Below are 23,166 nucleotides of genomic sequence, written 5' to 3' on the forward strand. Positions count from 1 at the left end.
CTACTCCGACGCAGCAATCAGGCTGGCGTTGCCACCGGCAGCGGTGGTGTCGACACACAAGTGACGCTCAATCACAAACCGCTGGTCCAGAGTGTGCTCCGTAATCAACGGCAGCAATGCGCCTTCACGCTTCGCCAGGGCCAGGCGGTACTCACGCAGCATCGGTCGCTCGGCACAGCTCACAACCGCTTCAAAGCCATTCGCGCTTGCCAGTGCCTCTGGCTCCAACTGCCCGTCAACGCCGACAATTGGCAAACCGGCTTTCGCAGCCTCGTTGACCTGCCCCTCAACACCCGGTGCAACAACAACCACCTTATTGCCCTGCGACAACGCCGTTGCGGCCTGCTCAAGGGCCGTGGCCTTGTCCGGGCCAAGGCACAGAACAACCCCACGGGCATGATTGGAAAGGCGGTTCAGCTCACCAGTCGGTCCCGGCATCTCTTCCGCATGGGCGTCCAGGGGAGCGGGCACGTCACCAAAGATCGGCTTCATTGCTTCAATACGCGCTTTGGGCTTTTGAGTCTTGAGCGAATCCAGCTTGCCAATAAGGCCCTGGAGCTTCTTCGCATCGACCTTCTTGCCACCAGAGTCCGCCGCAACCTCAACGGTCTTGCCTTTCATGAACCGGCGGACATACTGCGGACCACCGGCTTTCGGGCCAGTGCCGGACAAGCCTTCACCACCAAACGGCTGAGAGCCTACGATCGCGCCGATCTGATTCCGGTTAACGTAGGTGTTGCCTACCTTGATCCGGCTTGAAATACGCTCAACACGACGATCAACCCGGCTGTGAATACCGAACGTCAGGCCGTAGCCCTTGGCGTTGACGGAATCGACGACCTTATCGATGTCTTTGGCAGCAAACGTGGCCACATGCAGCACCGGTCCAAAGATCTCCTCTTCCAACTCCTCGATGCCATTGACGCTGATAACGGCCGGAGACACGAAGGTGCCATTTTCCGGGACCGGCATCTTCTTCAGCAGGCGCCCCTTGGCCTCAAACTCGTCGCAATGATCAACGATCTTCTTTCGAGCAGTCTCGTCAATCACCGGGCCGACGTCGGTGGACAGTAGCCAGGGGTTGCCGATACCAAGCTCATCCATTGCGCCATAAAGCATTTCCAGCAGATGACCGGCAATGTCCTTCTGCACATACAGCATGCGAAGTGCGGAACAGCGCTGCCCTGCACTCTGGAAGGAGGAAGCCAGCACATCCCGGACCACCTGTTCCGGCAGTGCGGTCGAATCCACGATCATGGCATTCATGCCACCGGTTTCCGCTACCAGCGGTGCATCCGGCGCCATATTTTCGGTCATCACCTTGTTAATGCGCTGGGCTGTTGCGGTCGAACCGGTGAAGCACACGCCGGACACACGGGAGTCGGAGGTCAGAGCCCCACCAACCGTGGCACCGGTGCCCGGCAGCAGCTGGATCACGTCTTTGGGAATGCCCGCCTGGTGCATCAGCTCGACAGCGCGCACAGCCAGAAGTGATGTCTGCTCGGCCGGCTTCGCCAGAACCGCATTACCCGCTACCAGGTTCGCCATGATCTGGCCGGTAAAGATGGCCAGCGGGAAGTTCCAGGGCGAAATACACACCATGACCCCGCGTGCGTCTCCGCTATCTTTGTAACGCACGCCCTCGTTGGCATAGTAATGGGCAAAATCCACCGCCTCGCGAATCTCGGCAACGCCATCCAGCAGCGACTTACCGGCTTCCCGCGTGGCCAGGGCGAACAACTCATAGGCATTTTCTTCGTACAGATCAGCCACTTTGCGGAGGCATTCCGCCCGCTCTTCAGCAGTCCTGGCAGACCAGGCTTTGAAACCATCCTGAGCTGCTGTAATGGCCGTGTTCACGTCATCCTCGGACGCCTGGGTGACGTGACCAACGGTGTCTTCCGGGTTGGCCGGGTTACGCACCATCTGGACTTCCGTACCGGCCACCTCACCGGCAATCACAGGGCCACCCTTCCAGCGGTGGTCAAGGTAGGCATCGCGCCCTGCATCAATCTCTTTCACCGTGACCGGATCGGTAATATCCCAGCCCTTGGAGTTACGACGATGCTCCCCGAACAGCTTGAAGGGGTGCACGATTGCCTTGCTGGAAATGTTGTTCCCCATTTCCTTGACCGAATCAATCGGGTCTTTGGCAATCTCTTCCGGCGTAATGCGCTTATCAACGATCTGGTTCACAAATGAACTGTTGGCACCGTTTTCCAGCAGACGACGGACCAGGTACGCCAGCAGATCCTTGTGAGGGCCGACCGGCGCATAAATACGGCAAGGCACGCCACTGGCTTTCAGTACCTCATCGTGCAGCGATTCACCCATGCCATGCAGACGCTGGAATTCATAATTTTCCACGCCCCCGGACTTCGCCAACTCAAGGATGGCCGATACCGAATGGGCATTGTGGGTGGCAAACTGCGGATAGATCCGGTTGGTCATATTCAGCAGCTTGGTCGCACAGGACAGGAACGAAACGTCACTGCAGGCTTTACGGGTAAATACCGGGAAGCCATTCAGGCCCATAACCTGTGCACGCTTGATTTCAGCATCCCAGTAGGCGCCTTTCACCAGGCGCACCATAAAGCGGCGATCGTATTTCTCGGCCAGACCATAGAGCCAGTCCAGCGTGAAGGAGGAGCGCTTGCCGTAGGCCTGAACCACAACGCCAAAGCCGTCCCAGCCGGCCAGTTCCGGGTCTGACACAATCGCTTCGATAACATCCAGAGACAGGTCCAGTCGATCCTGCTCCTCGGCATCGATGTTGAAACCCATGTTGGCGGCTGCCGCCTTCTTCACCAGTTTACGGGCCCGGGGCAACAGCTCGCTCATGACCCGTTCTTTGTTGCCATACTCATAGCGGGCCAGCAACGCAGACAGTTTGACCGAAATACCGGGGTTCTTGCGCACATCGCCTTTGCAGGCCTTGGCAATACTGTCGATAGCATTGGAATAGGAATCGAAGTAGCGCTTGGCGTCGTCGTCTGTTCGGGCTGCTTCGCCCAGCATGTCGTAGGAGTAGGTGTAGCCCTTGGCCATATAGTCTTTGGCTTCATCCTGGGCTTCTTCGATGTCCCGCCCCAGGACGAACTGGCGCCCCATCTCCTTCATGGCCTGGCCAGCCACGGTGCGAATCACCGGCTCGCCAAACCGCTTGAGCAGTTTACGGAGCGTATCGCCCACGCTGTTACGCTCGGAATCCTTCAAAAGGTTGCTGGTCATCAGCAACGCAACGGTCGCGGTATTGATCAGCGGAGAAGACGCTTTACCTATGTGGGTGCCCCAGGCGCCGGAAGTGATCTTGTCTTCAATCAGGTCATTGATGGTCGTGCTGTCCGGCACACGTAGCAGCGCCTCAGCCAGGCACATCAGGGCAACGCCTTCTTTGGTGGTGAGGCCATATTCCGCGAGGAACTTCTCCATGATAGTGGACTTGGCATTCTTGCGGACACCGCGAACCAGATCCGCCGCGCGGGCAGAGATCCCCTCACGCTCGGCACGGGACAACTGAGCGCCAGCAATCATCTCGTGAATCACCTTGTGCTCATCAGCGAGGTAGTAGTCGCGTATCGCCTGCCGGCTATCGACAAGCTCGGGAGTCTGTGACTGCTGCGGTCTCATAGCTGTACCCTCTCAGTTGTTTTGTCTCTCCCGCATTCTACCGAGATCGACAAAGACTATTTGCCTATAAAAAACGGTCAAGCAAACCGTTCCGGCTTTTTCCTTAAATAAAATTTACCCATTTTCTTAATGGAAATTAATTTTTAGACGATTCGCCTTAACAAAAACTGTTAGCCAGCCCTCAAAGCCAGCTCTCTGAGCATACTGTGGGCAACCGCGAAAACAGCACAATCCATATCTTTGGCGGTTTGCATATCGTTTAACATCCGTTTCCAGCGACTCAACAGCGGCTGCTTGTCATCACGCCAGGCCTCCAGCAACTGCTCGGGAGCCCCCTCGCCCGGGGCACCCGATGCATCAGTGGAAAACACACTCGACGTCAGATTCCGCAACTGGTGATCAAGCTCATCCCGGTAATGAATGGTAGCCAGAACCTGCCAGTGGCCCCTCGCCCGGAAAACCTTCATCTGGCCGTCCAGCCAGGTCAGATTGAGACTCTCACCGAGCCGGAAATACACCCAGGCCACCGATTCCAGCTCCTGGCCCAGCTGGCGGGATATGTCGATTATATCCATCAGCCAGTACCGACTTGCGGCAGAAGCACACCACGCGGCAACGCCCTCGGGCACCTTCCGTTTAAGGTACTCATCATAGCTTCCCTGCCAACGACTTGCAGGGATCACCGATTCGAGCCGCTCCCTGGATGCCACCACCTCTGCCAGAGGCTTCTGGTAATGTGCCTCACAGGCAACGGGATCCAGGTCGTTGCGCCGGTTATGCAGCAACCAACTGGCACTTCGGGTCACCAGATGGATGGCATCGCCGAACATCTGGGCCTGAACCGCCCAATCGACGCTCCCATCAAGCGCTTCAATATGCTTCCACTGGGCGTCTACGTCATGAATCCGCAGGGAGATCAGGTAGGCAGCGGAAATCTGACCAAAATCGGCCCCGGTTGCGTTTCGGATACGGTCGACCCAGGTGATACCCATGCGATTGACGATATCGTTTGCAATCTGGGTAGCCGAGATTTCTGCCCGCAGTGGGTGAGATTCAATCGCCTCGGGAAAGGCGGCCAGCAACGAACCGGGAAATGCGGAATACAACGCTGGGGCAAACCGATGATCATGAACAATGGACGCCTTGAGCAGCCCCTGTTTCAGTTCGATTTTGGCATAGGACACCAGTACAGACAGTTCCGGACGAGTGAGCCCGAGACCGCGTTCCCGGCGCTCCTGAAGTTCATCGTCATCCGGAAGAAATTCCAGTTTACGATCCAGTTTTCCTTCAGTCTCCAGACGCCTCATCAGGCGCTCATATTCGTCCCCGGAAGCCACCGTTCCACTCTCCGCCAGGCTCAGGGTCATTGCCTGACGATAGTTATTTTTCAAAACCAGCTCGGCCACCTCAGGCGTCATGGCTCTGAGCATCCGATTTCGCTCCGGAAGCGCCAGCCGTTGTTGATGCACCAGGTCGTTCAACAGGATTTTGATGTTAACTTCATGGTCCGAGCAATCGACCCCTCCGGCGTTGTCGATAAAGTCTGTGTTCGCTGAGCCACCACACCTTGCAAAATCAATACGACCCAGCTGAGTCACACCAAGGTTGCCGCCTTCACCCAGCACCTTGCAACGCAACTCATTACTGTCGATTCTCAAACCGTCATTGGACTTGTCACCGACATCTTCATGGGATTCGGTCCGCGCTTTCACGTAGGTGCCGATGCCACCGTTCCAGAGCATATCCACCGGCGCTTTCAACAGGGCACTGATCAGCTCGTTCGGGGACAACTTCTTGGCTTTGATGCCCAGCGCCTTCCGCATCTGGGCCGATACCGGAATCGACTTCAGTGCCCGGGAAAACACACCGCCGCCCTCGCTGATCAGGCGGCTGTCGTAATCAGCCCAGGTTGATCCGGAGAGTTCGAACAGACGCCGGCGCTCGTCGAAAGATGTCGCAGCGTCAGGCACCGGATCGATAAAAATATGCTGGTGGTTAAACGCACCAACCAGACGAATCCTGTTGGATAGCAGCATGCCATTTCCAAACACATCACCCGCCATGTCACCAACGCCCACGACGGTAAACTCGTCCGACTGGGTATCCACCCCTTTTTCCAGAAAGTGTCGTTTTACGGACTCCCAGGCGCCTCGAGCCGTAATGCCCATTTTCTTGTGGTCATACCCTTCACTGCCGCCCGAGGCGAAGGCATCACCCAGCCAGAAACCGTATTCCTCTGACAGTCGATTCGCTATATCAGAGAAGGTCGCGGTGCCCTTGTCTGCCGCCACGACCAGATAGGTATCGTCATCGTCGTGACGAATCACATTAACCGGCGGCACCACAACGCCACTGTCCAGATTATCTGTCAGATCCAGCAACCCACGGATAAAGATCTGATAACAGGTAACACCTTCAGCCCGAAAAGCTTCCCTGGAGCCGTCCTGTGGCGGCTGTTTCACAACGAAGCCACCCTTGGCACCAGCGGGTACGATCACCGAGTTCTTGACCTGCTGCGCCTTCACCAACCCCAGCACTTCAGTGCGGTAATCCTCGATTCGGTCCGACCATCGCAAGCCACCCCTGGCGACAGGACCTGCCCTCAGGTGCACACCCTCTACACGGGGTGAATAGACAAAAATCTCGAATCTCGGACGGGGCTTGGGAATATCAGGAATGGACGATGGATCAAACTTCAGCGCCAGATAATTTTTAAACTCGCCGGTTTCCTGGCGCTGATAATAATTGGTTCTCAACGTGGCTTTCATCAGCACGTAGAAACGCCGCAGGATGCGATCATCATCCAGGCTTGCGACCGCCTCCAGTGCCGCCTCAATTTCCTGCTCAATATTCTTGACCGAGGCATTACGCTGTTTCGACGACGGCACATCCGGATCGAACCGGGCCCTAAAGAGCGCAACCAGCATCGCGGTAATATCGATGTGACGGGCCAGGGTCTCAGCAATGAAAGGCTGGCTGAAGCCGAATCGAAGCTGTTTCATATAGCGTGAATACGCCCTGAGAAGCACGACTTCCCGCCAGCCCAGGCCAGAGATCATAATAAGCTGGTTGAAGTCGTCATTCTCGGCAAAGCCATTCCAGATCTCCCGAAATGCGTCTTGAATCAACGGCTTCGCGCTCTCAAGATCGGTCTCACGACAACGAGCGTGAACATCCACGGTAAAGTCACTGACACCAAACGTCTCGCCGTCTCTTCGCTGAATCCGGTAGGGATGTTCTCCCAGCACCCGCATTCCAAGGTTCTCAAGAATGGGAATCACGTCGGAAAGCACAACCGGGTGGCCCTGACTGTAAAGTTTGAAATGCTGTCCGGATTCCGAGGGGTCCCGCGGTTGGTAAAATCTCATAGGCACATCAGAGCTGACCGCAATCGACTGAACCCGGTCGATATCGGAGATGGCTTCACCTACTGAAAAACGCGCACGGTAGGCGGACGGGAAACCGCCGCTGAACACCTGCGAATAGCGACCTCCGAGCGTTTCGCCATACGCCTCGACCAGCTCGGCATGCAAATCATCATCCCAGGAGCGTGACTCCTCCACCATTCTGGCAACGATTTCACGAAGTTCTCTGGAGTCATCGTTGTCGGGTGACTGCTCCTGTAAAGCGCGAGTAAGCTGTTCCAGCAGGGTTTGTTTTTGTAGGGCGCGGGAATCGGTCATCGGAAATCTCCGGGGGAATCCATCATTGCGGGTTACGACTGGCGTAAACTCAGTATACTCAAGTACCGGAAGTCGCTTTGCCCATATAGTTTTAAATAACAGGTATTTTGATTATATTCAGCTTTTGATATAGCCCTAACTTCAACCAGGAACCGAAAATATGGTCGAACTGGACAGAATTGATCACTCCATCATCCGGGAGCTGCAAAAGAATTCCAGGATCACTGTTACTGAACTCGCCTCCCGGGTCGGCCTGTCCAAAACGCCGTGTCAGGTTCGCATGCGCCGGCTTGAAGAACAGGGCTACATCACGGGCTATACCGCGCTGGTCAACCAGACCAAGCTGGGGCTCAGCCATATTGCCTTTGCCCAGGTGACCCTTAATGACACCAGTAGTAATGCACTCGCGGCGTTCAACAAGGCAGTAAAACAAATATCGGCGGTAGAGCAGTGCCACATGATCGCAGGCAACTTTGACTACCTGCTGAAAGTCAGAACCGGGGATATGGCGGAATACCGGCAGGTACTGGGTGAACAGATTTCCGCTCTGCCACATGTGCTGCAGACCAGCACATTCGTGGTGATGGAAAACGTCAAGGATGCGGGAATCTGACCAGGGAAGACTGCAGGCCCAACTCCTTGCGGTATAGGGCATTGCCAATCCCCAGAACGATGTTGTCCACCGAAAAATCTCCCGGGATGGCTGCCTTGGCGTTGCTATCCCCCTCTAGCGCGAGCACCAGTTTCAACAGGTCCAGTAGCCGGATAACCAGATCCAGCGCGCCAAAATCTTCCGGCGGGTCAGCATTTTCCCGCACAACCCATGCCTTCGCGGCTTCCACGACATGAGCCGAGTGGTGGCCAAGCAATGACGTGGACAATGCCCTGACCGATTCGAGACGTTGCTCCCGTTCCAATCGGATCGCTTCCATACATAACTCCCGGGAATGCTCGGGCGAGGTTTTCTCACGCAGCATCCCGGCTAACCGGAGATCAACCGCACCCTCCCGGCATTGTTCACGATATTCCGTCTCAATAGCTTTTCGGGCGTGCGGCAAAAACTTCCGGATCGCCTGCTCACGGGCCTGCACCAGCTCACTGAGAGATGCCGCATTCACCATGGCACTCATCACCTGAACACAATAGAGCAGGTGTTCCCAAATCTCCGGAGCGATTCGCTCAGGATCGGCCGGAAGCACCCGTTTGATGGAGACGAATTCAAAGTAGAGAGTCGTGACCTCCCGTTCGGAAAAACCGGAAGTCCGGATAATATGAGGCAGCCCCAGCTCCTCGATTTCACGGAGCAGCGTGGGAATCAACATGAGAATGTAGTGCTGGGCGCCTCCTGATGGAAGCTGCATCCCCACCTCCCGTGTGGCCAAGCCTGATTCAAGTGTAGCTGCAATCCGGGTGGTCCGACACAACCCCGGATGTCTGTCACGCCCGCGAGAGCTTTTCCCGCGTTTTCAGGCGCCCTTCCCGCCGAATCTCGGCGTTCTCAAAACGGCGATGCTGCTCATCGGTTTCCGGCACAACCGCCGGCACATTTACCGGCTTATCGTTCTCGTCCAGAGCAACAAAGGTAAAGAACGCAGAAAGGATGTGCCGGGTATCGCCGGTGTAACTGTTCTCCGCCTCGACTTTCGCACCGATTTCCATGGAAGAACCCCAGCTTCGGTTAAGAGACAGGCTGAACAGGAGGGTATCATTACCCTTGGCAGGCGCCCGAAAATGGATGGAATCCACTGCGGCAGTTACGCAAACATGCGCCGAATGGCGCTCCGCAACCACCAGAGCCAGGCGATCACACTTTGCCATGATCATGCCCCCGAAGACGGTATTGTGGGCATTCATGTCATTGGGGAAAACTTTGTAAACGTGCTTTTCAACGGCGGATGCGGACACGGGTTTCGACAGCATTTCAGACATGGAATCCTTTCTCTCGTTGGCTTTACCCAAAGGTTACTACAGGACAGACGCCATGAAACACTCATTGCCGGGCTGGGCCGGAAAGGTTACTGATCAATGAGCGATTTTTAAGCGAAATCACTATCATTTATATATAGCCTGTACCTGCACGTATCGACACATAGGTCTCGCTCAATGATCAACATGCTGACATCAATTCCCGTCAGGGCCCTGTTTGCCCGGCTGTTTTCACTGGTGTTTTTCGCCCTCGCGTTTACTCTGGTGAGTGCAACTGTCATGGAAGTCGTCAGCCAGATACAGTCGGGGCAGCCACTCATGCAAGCGCTCATCAAAGGCGTCAACGGCAGCATTATTGCTCTGGCGGTTTACGAACTGGCGATGGTGATTCGTTCGGAATACAGCGGACGATCGGAATCTCACGATGTCATCACCATGATGAGGCGCACACTGCCCAGATTTATTGGAACCGTGTGCGTTGCGATGTCCCTCGAAGGCCTGATCATGATCATCAAATACAGCCAGCTTGAGCTCGCTGGAAACCTTTACTATCCGGTGGCGATCATCGTGAGTACGGCATTGCTTCTGGCTGCTCTGGGGGTATTCCTGAAGATGGCACCAAGAGATCAGACCGGTTCGTACTGAACCGGTTGGCAGCCATTTTTTACTCAAAAATCTCGGTTGTTCAACCTCCTGTTGCTGCATACAGCGATAGACCAGGCTTTAACGCGCTAAACTTCCCAGGGTCTACTGCTCAATAACAACAGGCCCGCCATGAAACCGAAACTCATTTACCCGAAGCAGATCATCCTGCCGATTATTGCAGTTGCCCTGGGCGTCGCCGGCTGCGATTCCGGACCAGGCCAGGAAGCCGGAGCCTATGCCGCCGGCCATACAGCCCCTACGGACATCACCAGCCGATTCAATGAAGAGATACTTGAACAGCGGCCCTTCAGCAATCGCGAAGACTTCGAGAACGCGCGCCGTGGCCTGGTTGCCCAGGACCCGAACCTGGTCGTCGAGAATCAGAACGGCGATGGTATCTGGAATATGCCTGAATACGATTTCATTGATGACGATGGCAAGGATGCCCCTGCCTCAGTCAATCCCAGTCTCTGGCGCCAGGCTTCCCTCAACAACATCCATGGGTTGTTCAAGGTAACCGATGGCCTTTACCAGGTCCGCGGCTATGACCTGGCCAATATGTCCATCATTGAAAGCGACACCGGCTGGATTCTGGTGGATCCGCTGACCGCACGCGAAACCGCAAGCAGAGCCTTCCTGTTCGCACAGGAACACCTCGGCAAAAAGCCCGTGCGGGCCATCATCTTTACCCACAGCCATATCGATCACTTTGGCGGCGTTCAGGGCGTACTCCAGCATCTCCCGGATGAGGAAAAGCGCGACCTTAGGATTGTCGCACCGGAGGGGTTTGAAGAAGAGGCCACCAGCGAAAACATCATAGCGGGCCCTGCAATGACGCGGCGTGCCATGTACATGTATGGCAAACGGCTGGAACACAATGATCGCGGTCACGTGGGAACCGGCCTCGGCAAGGGCCCGGCGTTCGGCACCTTTGGCTTTGCAGAACCCACCCAACTGGTCAGCAAGACGGGTACTGAACTGACCATTGATGGCGTCCAGATGGTCTTCCAGATCGTCTCCGGCTCCGAAGCCCCCTCCGAATTCACCTTCTACCTGCCCGAACACAAGGCGTTCTGTGGCGCCGAACTGGTCAGCCGGAACATGCACAATCTCTATACCCTGCGCGGCGCCAAGGTACGCGATGCGCGTATCTGGAGTGCCTACATTGACGAGGCCCGGAACCGCTTTTCCGACGCGGAAGTCTACTTTGCCAGCCATCACTGGCCGCTGTGGGGGCAAGACAGGATTCAGGACTTCCTGGTCAAACAGCGGGACACCTACAAATTCATTCATGATCAGAGCGTTCGCCTGATGAACCGGGGCTTCACCCCCAACGAAATCGCCGAGAGCGTGAAACTCCCCGCCGCTCTGCAAGAGGATTTTCACAACCAGGGTTACTACGGAACCGTCGCCCACAATGCCAAGGCGGTATACCAGAACTACATGGGCTGGTTTACCGCCAATCCTGCAAAACTGAACCCTTTGCCGGAGCCTGAAGCGGCAGCGCGTTACGTTGAAATGATGGGCGGTGCTGACAGCATTCTGGAGAAGGCCCGGAGCGACTTTGACGCCGCCACTGACATGAAGACAGATGAGGGCAGGAAGACCTACCGATGGCTGGCGGAACTCCTGAATCATGTTGTCTTTGCCGAGCCAGACAATGAACAGGCTACGTCCTTGCTGGCAAAGGTCTACGATCAACTCGGGTATCAGGCTGAATCGGCGCCCTGGCGCGACTTCTATCTTTCTGGCGCTTATGAGCTGCGCCATGGCGGGCCAGAAGAAGGCATCAAACCCGCGGTAATGAAAGACGTATTACTCAACACGCCAGTCTCGCTGTTCTTCGACAGCATGGCCGTGCGACTCAACGCGGACGATGCTCAAGGAGAGTCCCTGAGCATCAAAGTGACCTTTACTGACTTACGGGAAAGCTATCTGTTAACCCTGGGAAACTCGGTCCTGCACAACCGTAAAACCAGCAGCGACACGCCGGCCGACGCCACCCTGAAGCTTACCAGAGCATTGTTCGTGGACATTCTGATCGGCGAGGCCGGATTGAAGGAAATGCTGTTCAGTGATGAACTCAGCTTTGAAGGAAGCAGGCTGGACCTCCTGGGTTTCTTCAGCATGCTGGATAAGCCGGAGGGTAAATTCAATATCGTGACCCCATAAGGCTCCCCGAAACCACCCTCCCGGAGTTAACCTGAGAGGGATGGCTTCGTTTCGTTCTCCGTGGCCCGGCGTGCCAGATGAAGCGCAACCACGCCAAGCGCCATCACCACCAGGGTAAGCCATAGTCCGTGGGTGTAATTACCCTCGGCATCCGCCAGATAGCCCACAACAGCCGGCGCCAGCATCTGTGCTATACCATAGCTGAAGGTGAGCCGGCTCATGGGCCGGGACGGATTTTCCGGGAACACGCGGCCCACCATCGCCAGCATCATGCTGACAATACCGATGAAGCTGATGCCATAGATCACGGAACTCAGCATCACGCTGGCCAGGCTGGTATTGACGATCAACATCAGGATACTCACCGAGTTAAGCGTGTAAGCCAGATAAAGTGCCACCCACTGCCCCCATCGGCGCGAGAACACGTCCCAGAGCCAGCAGGCCGGTGTGGCCGAAAGGCCGGCAATAAGCCAGATCAGCCAGCCGTGGCCAGCGAGTTCCGGTATGGACTCGGCAATGGCCACCAGGAAGGTTGCCGTAACCACATAACCCACGCCGGCACAAAAGTAGGCCAGCTGCAGGATCCGAATAAACCGGCCCCGCTCATCCCCGGCAGCCGCATCCCCGGTTCGAGGCAGGGCGCAGGCCCTGTAATCGGGCATCCAGAGCCAGGCAGGAACCAACAGCACCAGTGCAACCAGCCCATAAACCACCCACTGCTGATCCCAGGTGAAAGGTTCCTTGATCAGCTCTGCCAGCACTGCAGTCAGTACAATTCCGAGCCCGATGCCAGAAAAGAACACGCCAAGCTCGGATTTCTGGTTGTTCTTGATCAGCCAGCTCATTAGCAAACCAGCACCGAGCAACATGCCCGCCGAGGTGCTCAGCCCGGAGACAAAGCGCAGAACAAACCACAACCAGACGTTGCTGGTGTACCCCATAAGGACCGTGGAGACTACCGCCACAACGAGCCCCAGCTGATACAGTCTTACCTTGAGGCCGAGATCACTAATCCTGGTGATCAAAAGCGCTCCGGTGAGGTAGCCGGCGTAGTTTACAGTTGCCAGCATACCGACCACGGACTGACTCAGCCCAAGGGCCTCCATCATCTCGGGGATCATCGGCGTGTACGAGAACCGGGCAATACCCACCATGACTACAACCGCGATCACACTGGCAGCCAGTACCTTGATTGTCTCTATTGGTTTCATGGACTTCCCTGCTTCGGACTAGGCGCGACCCAGGAATTTACGCTCTTCCACATTAATCCTGATGCAGTCTCCGGTGGAAATATGCTCAGGCACCTGAATGACCAGCCCGGTAGAGAGTGTTGCGGGTTTGGTTCTCGCCGTTGCAGAGCCGCCCTTGATGGACGGATCCGTTTCTGAGATTTCAAGATCAACGGTCGGCGGCAGGGCCAGCGCAACGGGCGCATCACTGACCAGAATCACCATGATGCCTTGCGTGTCCTCGCTGATGAAAAGCAGCTCATCGGCAATGGCGTCCCTGTTCAGGCTGTATTGAGAGAAGTCTTCGCTGTCCATGAAGACATACTCATCGCCGTCGGCATAGGAAAAGGTGGCCGGTCGCCGGATCAGGTCTGCCAGGTTCAGCATGTCCGAGTCTTTAAAGGTCTCGTCGATCTTGTTCCCCGTCACCACATCGTACATGCGCATCCGGTAAAGACTGCCACCGGCACGCCCCTGGGGCACGGAGCGCTCAATGTCTTTTACAAAGTAGGCACGACCTTCGTATTCAACCGCAGAATTCTTCTTGATTTCACTTGCTCTTGGCATTGTTTTGATTCCAGAGTAAAAATGGGACAACAAACCTGCTGATATACCACGATGGCGGGCGACAATCGATACCACGATGCACCGTTGTATGAATAGCCGGCCGTTTTCAACAGACTTGAAAACCGACACGTTTGGATAAAGATAGTCTCCTAACCGTAATCAAACAACAATAGGGATGAGTTATGGCTTTTGCCGATCTGAATGGTCAACGTTTGTACTACGAGGATACCGGTGGCACCGGACCGGCGATTGTCTTCTGTCATGGTTTAATGATGGACCATGAGATGTTCGCGCCCCAGGTCGACGCATTTCGTGACCGCTTCCGCTGCATCGTCTGGGACGAGCGGGGGCATGGTCAGACAGCGGTGGAGGCGCCCGAACCCTTTACCTACTATGACTCGGCGAATGATCTGGCTGCGCTCTTGTCACACCTCGGCATTGAGATACCCACATAAACTGTGGATAACTTTGTTAGCAGGGCAAGGACAGGTGACCTGAACCCGTGTCAGACAGCGGGTTCAGCGTCATGATGATAAATTGATCGGGCCTGACTCAGGACCGGGCCAACAACGACCGGACATCCGCGAGGAAGCGATCAACCTGCTCTGTCGTCGTCGCCCAGGAACACATCAGACGAGCGCTGCCACCAATAAAGTTATAAAACCGCCATCCTTTGGCCCGAAGCGCTGTCTGCACCGGTTCTGGCATTTCCACGAAGACACCGTTTACCTGCCTTGGATACCGAAGTTCGATACCCGGCAAACCTTCCAGACCACTGGCGAGTCTCTCCGCACAGGCATTGGCATGCCGGGCATTGGCCAGCCACACGTCGCCTTCCAGGAGTCCGCACCAGGGCGCTGAAATAAATCGCATCTTCGAAGCCAACTGCCCCGCCTGTTTGCAGCGCCACTCGAAATCCTCTGCAAGTGCCTTGTTGAAGAAGACCACCGCTTCACCCAGCGCCAGACCATTCTTGGTACCGGAAAAACACAGTACGTCCACGCCGGCCTTCCAGGTAATCTCGGAAGGGTGCACATCCAGCGCCGCCACCGCATTCGCAAACCGGGCTCCGTCCATATGAATGTTCAGCTTGTACTGATCGGCCACGGCGCGGATAGCCTTCAGCTCCTCAGGCGTATAAACCGTGCCCACTTCGGTAGCCTGCGTAAGGCTCAAGGCCTTGGGTTTGGGGTAATGAATATCTGAGCGCTTGGTCACCAGATGTTCAATACTCTGCGGGGTCAGCTTGCCGTCGGCGCCCTGCCCCAACAACAGTTTCGCGCCATTGGATGCGTACTCAGGGCCGCCGCACTCGTCCGTTTCAATGTGGGCCAGCTCATGGCAGATCACACTGTGAAACGACTGGCCGATTGATGCCAGCGCCAGGGAATTCGCCGCGGTGCCATTGAAAACGAAATAGACATCGCAGTCCGTATCAAACAGCGCCCTCAACCCGTCTGCCGCACGTTGCGTCCAGCTGTCTTCGCCGTAGGCCGCCTCGTCCATTCGGTTGGCGGCTGCCATTGCCTCCCAGGCTTGCGGACACACACCGCTGTAGTTATCGCTGGCGAACTGCTCTGACACGGGCACGAGGGCACTCCTCTATCGTTTATTCAAGGGCTCAGTAAACCCTTCAAGTTACACGATTTGAGGTGAATCGTCAGTGCTGACCGACTGTTCAAACTCCTTTGCGGATAATTGCCACCCATCGCCCTGGTAATAAGCCCTTACCCGGGGATTCATCACCCGAAACCAAAGCGGTGGAATCAGAGCGAGCACATACATACCCGCATAGCCGGTGGGTAACTGGGGCGCATAATCATAGTGACGTAAACCGCGTACCGCCTGGGTTATCAGGCCCAGAGTCACCCTTTTTTCAATGAAAAGTTCATTTTCTGGTGGGCCAGCTTGTCTTCATCCCCGGTCCACGCATAAGCGAGCAAGGTCGGTTCGAAATCCCCTGTCGTCATTCGATGCGCCCGCTGGGGCGGGTTAAATAGCAGTGAGCCCGGGGTAAACACACTGTAGTTGCTGTCGGAAATTGAACCGCTCAGGCAAATATAGGATTCACTGATGCCGTCGTGGCTATGCTCCGGATAAGTGCATTTGGGGGCGAACAAAACCACACCAAGAATCAGCTTATTGCTGATAACCGGGCCACTGGGTCCCATCAACTCGGCATAGGCGTATTTCCGGGCAAGCCCCTTCCGCATGCGCTCATAACCATACCGCCAGGTAAGCTGACCTGACACACGGACAAAAGAGCGAACCATTGGCGCTGTGCGTTCGCCCAGCCCCTTATCAATCGCACGCCCCAACCAGGCACAAACCGGCAAACTGTTCGGTTGGTCAAATGCCACCCGCGGATTCGTTTCCAGTTCTGCGTTCAGGCGATTGCGCACTTCTTTCAGGTGAGAGCGAATAACCCGGTTACCGCCTGCCGAACCAAACCGGTACAGGTGCCAGAATTCCCGGAATACATACTGCCAGTCGACATGGTCGGAAAGTTTATCCACGTTATCGCTCCTGAGTTAATCACCAATCCGGACGTCAGATGCCAGAGCCTGACCACCTGTCTTGCCTCTCTAAAAAGGCAGAATGGACGAAACGGCGGGCAACAGAAAACCCGGAAAACCCGAGGGGCGCACATAAGAGGCGGCCCCCATGTTATATACTCCCGCTTTCCCGAAATCATCGACAGAGAGAGTTGCACACCCATGAGGCGCTTTAATCCTGCGAGCATGCCAGGCCGTATCATTATGGCAGTGCTCGCACTGGCCTGCCTGGCTGGCTCCTACCACCTCATGCAAACCGGACTTAACCAGCTTGCCCAGGCCCGCCAGATAGAGCGTATGCCCGAGACACCCATTGCTGCTCTGACCAAGGGGCCCTATGTCATCGCCGGGCAGGCGGGCGAGGACACGGGTACGCTCATCACTCCCTACTCCAATACCGAAGCCGTTTATTACCGATACAAGCTTGAGGAGGAGTACCGGGATTCCGATGGCGACTTAAAAACCCGCACACTCGAATCCGGTCAGCGGGGTGGAAGCTTCCTGCTCCGGGATGCCAGTGACGCCGTTACCATTGCACCTGGCCATGATCTCTCAGCTATCGAGTGGAGCCTGGAGCGCAGCTATCGCTCGCAAACCGGGCGAAAAATATATTCGGAATGGGCATTAACACCCGGTGACACCGTCAGGGTCATCGGGCGCTACAGCCGGGAAAACCGGGAGCTGGTGTTCACCGGACTGGACACGTTCAACCTGCCGGCATTGGTTTCAGGCTTTACCCTGGATGTAGACGGCGGAGACCGCCTGTTCAATGCTGCCATCCGGATTTCCATTGCCACCGGCCTGCTGGCCCTCGGCCTGGCCTTGCTGCTGACCGCCGCCAAAATACATCGCTTCTGGGTGTATGTCCTGGTGATGTGCGTCGCTATCTCGGGAACCCTCTCCGCTCTGGGCGTAGCCAAACTGAACCAGGAGTGGTCCGCCATCGCCACCCTTTACGAATCCCGCTATCAGCAGCTAAACGGGGCCGGGGACAACCCTCTGGTGCTCGCGGACGTCGCCGCCCTGCAACAGCTCATTCGCCAAAGCACCAGCGGATGGCTTGACCGGTGGATGTTCCGGCGCGTGGTAGAAAAGCGCCTGCCTATGCCTGAACTGGATGCCAGCACGGAGGCGAGGGCGCAGCAGATCGTTGAAAGCCAGCCACGAGGCAGGTTCCAGCACACCTGGACGAGTTGGGGGCTATCGGCCGGAAGTTCGGTACTCGCCGTGATACTGCTTTTCTTCGCGATCCGCACGGTCAAGTTCAAGCGTCTGATTGAAGCCGTACCCACCAGCAGCACCAAAGGTCTGAGCTTTGGCTTGTCAGAACTGAAAGGCATGGTGGATGTGGATGACCTTCACCCCCCCATTCATGACCCGCTCCGGAACGAAAAATGCGTTGCCTTCGATTACAAGGTGGAAGAGCGACGGGGATCCGGAAAAAACGAAAAGTGGCACACCATCGAACACCAGACCGAATGCGTGCCCTTCTGGCTTGACGACAACCAGGGCCGTGTACTGGTCCAACCGGACGGGGCCAACATCGAATACCCAAAACACCATTCAGAAACTCGCGGCGAACGACGTTACACAGTCAGGCTGCTGGACACCCTGGTCAACGTCTATTGCCTGGGATTTGCGGGTCTGGATCGAGGCCAGCCGGACCGCCTTACCCTTCAGCAGGATGATGGCGCGCCATTCCTGATCAGCACCCACGAGGAAGATGACATTGTGCTCGCGCGTGGCGCGGGCGGCTTTGTGGGCACGGCCGTCAGTCTGGGCCTTTTCCTGTTTGCGGCCACGGCGCTGTTTGCAGCCGATGGTAATTTCAGCCCCGACAACCTGCTGCTTTCCGCACTGACAGTACCGCTGGTGCTCTGCGTTTACATCGGCATCCTGCACTACAACGACATCGTATTCCTGAAGAATCGAGTCGATCGCGCCCGGGCCAACATCGACACCATCCTCCAGCAGCGCCACGACTTGTGGCCCAACCTGGAGAAGGTGGTCAAAGCTTCCCTGGCCCACGAGAAACAACTGCTGAAGGCTATCGCCCAACTACGCAATGCCAATCCGGCAGAGATCCATAACGCAGGGCAGGTAGACAAACTGATTGGATTTGAACAGAAGGTGACGAGAGCCATGCAGGCCCGGATCGAAAATTATCCGGACCTGAAGAACAATGCGGTGATCAGTCAGTTCATGACAATCATGGCGGAGACCGAGGACTATCTGTCCCTGCTACGTAACAGCTTCACCGAAAGCGCGATGATCTACAACACACGCATACAGTCGTTTCCGGACCTGATTCTGGCCAGACTGTTCCGGTTCCGGGCGGCGAAACAGTTCCCGACCGGGGACTGATTAGCCGCTAAGACCGAGACTGGCGGCATCCTGCTCGATACAACGATCCAGCAGCGCCAGATATTCAGCCTTGGACTTGAGCTTGGTTTCCTTGTGCGCCCGCATGTTCAGCTTACGGAATTGCTGCGCCAGCTCGTTTGCCCGCACCATCAGCTGTTCCGGAGCTACAACTTCGTCGAGGAAACCGGCTTCCACAGCACCCTCGGGGCTATAGATTTCAGCATTCACGACTGAGCGATAGAAATGTGCGGGAGCCAGCCGGTGACGCGCGATCTCAATACCGGCATGGTGCATGGTCATGCCGATGGCAACCTCGTTCAGGCCAAGTTTGAAACCGCCCTCAATGCCAATTCGGTGATCTACGGAGAGCATGATGAAAGCACCCTTGGCAATGGCGTGGCCACTGCAGGCGCCGATCACCGGGAACGGGAAGGCTGACAAACGGCGGGTCAGTTTTGAGCCCACACTTACCAGAGCAGACGCCTCATCCGGACCTTTCTGCATCTCTTTGAGGTCATAACCTCCGGAAAAAATACCCGGTTGCCCGGTCAGGATAACCACGGCCTCATCCCTCTCCGCGCGATCCAGCGCCGAGTTCAGCGCCTCAAACACTTCATGGCTGAGGGCATTCGCCTTGCCGTTGGCAATAGTGATCGTCGCGACGCCGTCATTGAATTGGTAATCTACAAGGTCCGTCACCGGCCTCTCCTTTCGTTCAGGTTATCGTAATTTTGCGGTGAACTTTGCCACCTTCTCAGCAGCTTCTCAATCCTGTTTTCCCACCGATGCAGGCTCAAAAAAAGCATTCATATGCTCTGCAACCTCCTGAGGTTTCTCTTCCTGCAGAAAGTGCCCGGCCTTTACCTCTGCAACCCGGATGTCCGTGAAGCAGCTCTCGATGTGATTCAGGTACTCCGGGATGATCACATGGTCCCGATTGCCATAGATATAAATACTCGGCATCGGCCAGACGTGATCGGACAGGGTAGCCCAACGTTTGGCGTCGCTGTCGAAGGTACGGTAATAGTTGGCTGCGGCGGCCGGCGTGCCAGCGATCGCATACATACGCACGTACTCGGCAACGGAATCTTCCGGTACGGGCTGCTCCGCACCTCTCAGAAAATACCGGATCCAGACTTCCTCGTTTCCGGGAATCATCGCTTCCGCCATACCCGGCGCCTGCTGGAAGTGCTGATACCAGTACGCTTTACCACTCCCCGAACGCACTTTTTCAACAACCTCCATGTTGCCCTTCAGGTTGTTAATAACGGCAATGTTCATGATCGCCAGCCTCGAAACCCGTTCCGGAATCGCCAGAGCAACTTCCTGCGCAACAACGCCGCCCCAGTCGTGCCCCACCAGCTGAAACCGGTTGATGCCGAGGGCATCCAGCATGCTGATCACATCCTGCGCCAGTTCGGCCTTGTGGTAATGCTCCCTGCCGACCGTACGTTCACTGTCGCCCAGGCCGCGCAGGTCGGGCGCAATAATATGGAAGCCTGCATTCAGATAACGACCGACATGCTCCCAGCAATAGGAGCTTTCCGGCCAGCCATGAATCATCACCAGCGGTGTTCCGCTGCCGGCATCGCGGTAGGTAAAGGTGCCACGAGGTGTGGTCAGTGTCCTTGGATCGCTCAGAAACATTCGCCGGTCCGTTCCCTGTTTTGGATTATTCAATATGGTTGCATAACGAAACCCAACTCTATTGTCGTGAGCCTCCCATGTCCAGACGGATAACAGCTACCCTTACAGGAGACTAAATTCAAAACCGCTGGAGCACCCGACCATGAAACCTGAACTCCCCCAAATGCCGGCACTGAAGCTGGACGTAGACCATCGCATACCGGCTTCCTGGGATTTCGACACCGGTGTGAGCCTTGTGCTCCTTGTGCCGGAGGGAAAACATAATGCCCTGGCGAAGACCCCCTGGGACGATTTCCTGAAACTGCGCCTCGCTGATTTCCCCGACGACACCAATCCGATACTGATTTCCGGCCCCAGAGGCACGCGCACCGCCATTGCCTTTGTCTCGGATGATGTCAGCGGATTCAAATCCCTTAGCCAGGCGCGCAAACTGATCGCACCACTGATGGCCGAGCACTCCCAAAAGATCAATGTAATCTCCCTGCTTGATCAGTCACCTGCTGCCTGCATCATGGCCGAAGCCCTGGTCGCTGCGGCCTTCGCCGCCCTGTTCCCGCTACCCAAAATCTCTGACAAAGCCGCTGAAAAACCATCCCTGACAGCCATGAACTTCTTTGGCGCGTTTGAGGCGGCTGACTTTCGCTACGTCAAGGCGACCGCCGAGGGCAACAATCTGGCCCGATGGCTAACCCACCTGCCGGGGAATTACCTGACACCGGGAATTTACCGCGAATACGCCGAAGCACTGGCACAGGCCGAAGGCTGGGAAGCTGAATTTTACGACCTGGAGCAACTGGAAGGCCTGGGGGCCGGCGCTTTTTTATCCGTGGTTAAGGCCAGCCCTGTCCGGGATGCCGGAATACTACGGCTGCGTTACCGACTGAAGGGCGCTGAAGATCGGCCGCTTGCCCTTATTGGCAAAGGCATATGCTTCGATACCGGTGGCAGCAGCCTCAAAGTGGGCGGCGGCATGCTGGGTATGCACGGCGATATGCAGGGCAGCGCCGTGGCGCTTGGAACCCTGCTAGCCCTGACGCGTCTCAATTTTTCCCAGCCTGTAGACTGTTGGCTTGCCCTGGCGGAAAACCACATCGGCTCACGGGCGGTCAAGTGCAATGATGTCATTACGGCACTGAATGGCACCACCATCGAATTGATCAATACGGATGCCGAGGGGCGCATGGTATTGGCTGACACCCTCGCCCTCGCCTGCCGACAAAAACCCCGCGCCATTCTGGATTACGCCACGCTCACCGGCGCAGTAGTCGCGAGCCTGGGCCAGCGCATGGCCGGCGCAATCACCAACCGGCGACATTGGGTTGAGCCCATCATCCAGACCGGCGAGCACTGTGGTGAACGGGTCTGGCCATTTCCGTACCAGGACGATTACGACGAAGACCTCAAGTCTGATGTCGCAGATACGCTTCAGTGCCGGACCGCAGGAGCCGGCGATCATATCTACGCGGCAAGGTTTCTCGGGAAATTCGTGGATAAGGACGTTGACTGGGTTCACGTGGACATGGCTTCAACTGGCACTCACAAGGGCGGACTCGCGCACATACCTACCGACATTCAGGGATTCGGCGTGCGCTTTGGCGTCGAATGGTTCAAACGAATTGCCGGTGAGTCTCGGTAAACCCACAGGGCCGGATTACCCATGAACCGAGTACCCTGATGCCCGTATAACGTCCAAACCAAGAATACTGGAGGCCATTGATATGAAACGCATTACTCTTTCCGAACCAGGCGGCCTCGAACAGCTGCACCTCGATAACGGCCCGGAACCAGGCGAACCGGGGCCCGGAGAAATTCGTGTGCGTCTTCACGCCAGCTCCCTCAACTTCCACGACTACGCGGTTGTTTCCGGAGCAATCCCGACCAAGAACGGTCGTATCCCCATGGCCGATGGTGCTGGTGTAGTGGAAGCCACAGGCGAGGGTGTCAGCGAATTCAAGGTCGGTGACCATGTGGTGTCGACCTTTTTTCCCCACTGGCTGGATGGCCCCGCACCCATTGATAATTTCAGCACCACCCCCGGTGACGGCCAGGATGGTTACGCGCGAGAACAGGTGGTCCGCCCCACAAACTGGTTTACCCACGCGCCGAAAGGCTACAGCCACGCCGAAGCCGCCACGCTCACCACCGCAGGGCTGACTGCCTGGCGGGCACTGGTCGTCGATGGTGGCCTGAAGGCAGGCGACACCGTGCTGACCCTGGGCACCGGTGGTGTGTCCATCTTTGCCCTGCAGTTTGCAAAAATGATGGGGGCGCGGGTGATTTCCACATCTTCCTCAGACGAAAAACTGGAGCGGCTTCTTGCCCTGGGCGCGGACCACATCATCAACTACACATCGACACCGGCCTGGGGAGAGAAGGTCAAAGAGCTGACTGACGGTCAGGGCGTCGACCACGTTGTTGAGGTGGGCGGCCCCGGTACGCTGCCGGAATCCATTGAAGCCGTTCGCATTGGCGGGCACATCTCTCTGATCGGGGTTCTTACGGGCCGCGCCGGTGAAGTTCCCACGGCGAAACTCATGGCCAAACAGGCCCGCCTGCAGGGCTTGATCGTAGGCAGCCGGGCGCATCAGCACGAGATGATTCGCGCCATAGAGGCCAACAACATGCATCCGATCCTCGACCGGTCCTTTGCACTGGAAGAGATTGCCGACGCTTTCCGCCATGAGGAATCCGGCAAGCACTTCGGAAAGATCTGTCTGGAGTTTTGATCTCAAATCGCTGTGGGCCGCT

General features: G+C 56.4%; 17 protein-coding genes and 1 pseudogene. 7 read left to right on the plus strand and 11 right to left on the minus strand.

Going from position 1 to position 23,166, the window contains the following annotated elements:
* Entirely contained in the window at positions 1-3,630 is a 3,630-nt protein-coding gene (gene putA / locus KFJ24_RS10530) for a bifunctional proline dehydrogenase/L-glutamate gamma-semialdehyde dehydrogenase PutA (protein ID WP_250831038.1), read from the minus strand.
* A 170-nt stretch (positions 3,631-3,800) separates the two neighbouring features.
* Entirely contained in the window at positions 3,801-7,313 is a 3,513-nt protein-coding gene (locus KFJ24_RS10535) for an NAD-glutamate dehydrogenase (protein WP_250831039.1), read from the minus strand.
* Positions 7,314-7,473: 160 nt separating this feature from the next.
* On the opposite strand from KFJ24_RS10535, the gene KFJ24_RS10540 reads away from it, so the two are divergent.
* On the plus strand, positions 7,474-7,926 hold the full coding sequence (locus tag KFJ24_RS10540; RefSeq protein ID WP_250831040.1) for an Lrp/AsnC ligand binding domain-containing protein: 453 nt from the start codon (positions 7,474-7,476) through the stop codon (positions 7,924-7,926).
* On the opposite strand, the gene KFJ24_RS10545 is transcribed toward KFJ24_RS10540, so the two are convergent.
* Positions 7,907-8,674: a hypothetical protein gene (locus KFJ24_RS10545; protein ID WP_250831041.1), complete on the minus strand. Its 768-nt coding sequence runs from the start codon at positions 8,672-8,674 to the stop codon at positions 7,907-7,909. The two genes, KFJ24_RS10540 and KFJ24_RS10545, sit on opposite strands and share 20 nt — an antisense overlap.
* A 76-nt stretch (positions 8,675-8,750) precedes the next feature.
* Entirely contained in the window at positions 8,751-9,242 is a 492-nt protein-coding gene (locus KFJ24_RS10550) for an acyl-CoA thioesterase (protein WP_250831042.1), read from the minus strand.
* Between the two features lie 174 nt (positions 9,243-9,416).
* Between KFJ24_RS10550 and KFJ24_RS10555 the strand changes: the two genes are divergently transcribed.
* The gene (locus KFJ24_RS10555; protein ID WP_250831043.1) at positions 9,417-9,884 is read left to right on the plus strand and encodes a hypothetical protein; all 468 of its coding nucleotides are present in this window, start codon (positions 9,417-9,419) and stop codon (positions 9,882-9,884) included.
* Positions 9,885-10,013: 129 nt separating this feature from the next.
* Positions 10,014-12,056 (plus strand): alkyl/aryl-sulfatase, encoded by a 2,043-nt coding sequence (locus KFJ24_RS10560; RefSeq protein ID WP_250831044.1) that lies wholly within the window; start codon positions 10,014-10,016, stop codon positions 12,054-12,056.
* Between the two features lie 26 nt (positions 12,057-12,082).
* On the opposite strand, the gene KFJ24_RS10565 is transcribed toward KFJ24_RS10560, so the two are convergent.
* Both KFJ24_RS10565 and efpL read right to left on the minus strand, forming a co-directional pair.
* Complete coding sequence (locus KFJ24_RS10565) at positions 12,083-13,267, minus strand: YbfB/YjiJ family MFS transporter (RefSeq protein ID WP_250831045.1); 1,185 nt, start codon at positions 13,265-13,267, stop codon at positions 12,083-12,085.
* Between the two features lie 18 nt (positions 13,268-13,285).
* Positions 13,286-13,852, minus strand: coding sequence for an elongation factor P-like protein EfpL (gene efpL, locus KFJ24_RS10570; protein ID WP_250831046.1), 567 nt, complete (start codon positions 13,850-13,852; stop codon positions 13,286-13,288).
* A 182-nt stretch (positions 13,853-14,034) separates the two neighbouring features.
* Between efpL and KFJ24_RS10575 the strand changes: the two genes are divergently transcribed.
* Positions 14,035-14,307: an alpha/beta fold hydrolase gene (locus KFJ24_RS10575; protein WP_250831047.1), complete on the plus strand. Its 273-nt coding sequence runs from the start codon at positions 14,035-14,037 to the stop codon at positions 14,305-14,307.
* A gap of 97 nt (positions 14,308-14,404) precedes the next feature.
* Here the strand turns inward: KFJ24_RS10575 and KFJ24_RS10580 are convergent, their stop codons facing one another.
* The 3 genes and pseudogenes from KFJ24_RS10580 to KFJ24_RS10590 all read right to left on the minus strand — a co-directional run bounded on the left by KFJ24_RS10580 (position 14,405) and on the right by KFJ24_RS10590 (position 16,368).
* Complete coding sequence (locus KFJ24_RS10580; RefSeq protein ID WP_250831048.1) at positions 14,405-15,442, minus strand: threonine aldolase family protein; 1,038 nt, start codon at positions 15,440-15,442, stop codon at positions 14,405-14,407.
* 48 nt (positions 15,443-15,490) lie between these two features.
* Positions 15,491-15,685, minus strand: a pseudogene (locus KFJ24_RS10585) (hypothetical protein); the annotation flags it as partial.
* Positions 15,686-15,717: 32 nt separating this feature from the next.
* Positions 15,718-16,368, minus strand: a complete 651-nt coding sequence (locus tag KFJ24_RS10590) for a dimethylsulfonioproprionate lyase family protein (protein ID WP_250831049.1) — start codon at positions 16,366-16,368, stop codon at positions 15,718-15,720.
* Positions 16,369-16,611: 243 nt separating this feature from the next.
* Between KFJ24_RS10590 and KFJ24_RS10595 the strand changes: the two genes are divergently transcribed.
* Positions 16,612-18,771 (plus strand): LemA family protein, encoded by a 2,160-nt coding sequence (locus KFJ24_RS10595; RefSeq protein ID WP_250831050.1) that lies wholly within the window; start codon positions 16,612-16,614, stop codon positions 18,769-18,771.
* Here the strand turns inward: KFJ24_RS10595 and KFJ24_RS10600 are convergent, their stop codons facing one another.
* Both KFJ24_RS10600 and KFJ24_RS10605 read right to left on the minus strand, forming a co-directional pair.
* Positions 18,772-19,470 carry a crotonase/enoyl-CoA hydratase family protein gene (locus tag KFJ24_RS10600; RefSeq protein WP_250831051.1) on the minus strand — a complete coding sequence of 233 codons (699 nt, stop codon included), beginning with the start codon at positions 19,468-19,470 and terminating at the stop codon, positions 18,772-18,774. It abuts the gene before it with no gap.
* A gap of 66 nt (positions 19,471-19,536) precedes the next feature.
* Positions 19,537-20,418, minus strand: a complete 882-nt coding sequence (locus tag KFJ24_RS10605; RefSeq protein WP_250831052.1) for an alpha/beta fold hydrolase — start codon at positions 20,416-20,418, stop codon at positions 19,537-19,539.
* A gap of 142 nt (positions 20,419-20,560) precedes the next feature.
* Here KFJ24_RS10605 and KFJ24_RS10610 point away from each other — a divergent pair, with 142 nt between their 5' ends.
* Positions 20,561-22,054: a M17 family metallopeptidase gene (locus KFJ24_RS10610; RefSeq protein WP_250831053.1), complete on the plus strand. Its 1,494-nt coding sequence runs from the start codon at positions 20,561-20,563 to the stop codon at positions 22,052-22,054.
* A gap of 82 nt (positions 22,055-22,136) precedes the next feature.
* Positions 22,137-23,144, plus strand: a complete 1,008-nt coding sequence (locus KFJ24_RS10615; RefSeq protein ID WP_250831054.1) for a zinc-dependent alcohol dehydrogenase family protein — start codon at positions 22,137-22,139, stop codon at positions 23,142-23,144.
* Positions 23,145-23,166 lie beyond the last annotated feature (22 nt).

The sequence above is a fragment of the Marinobacter sediminum genome, from assembly GCF_023657445.1.
GTDB lineage: Bacteria > Pseudomonadota > Gammaproteobacteria > Pseudomonadales > Oleiphilaceae > Marinobacter > Marinobacter sediminum_A.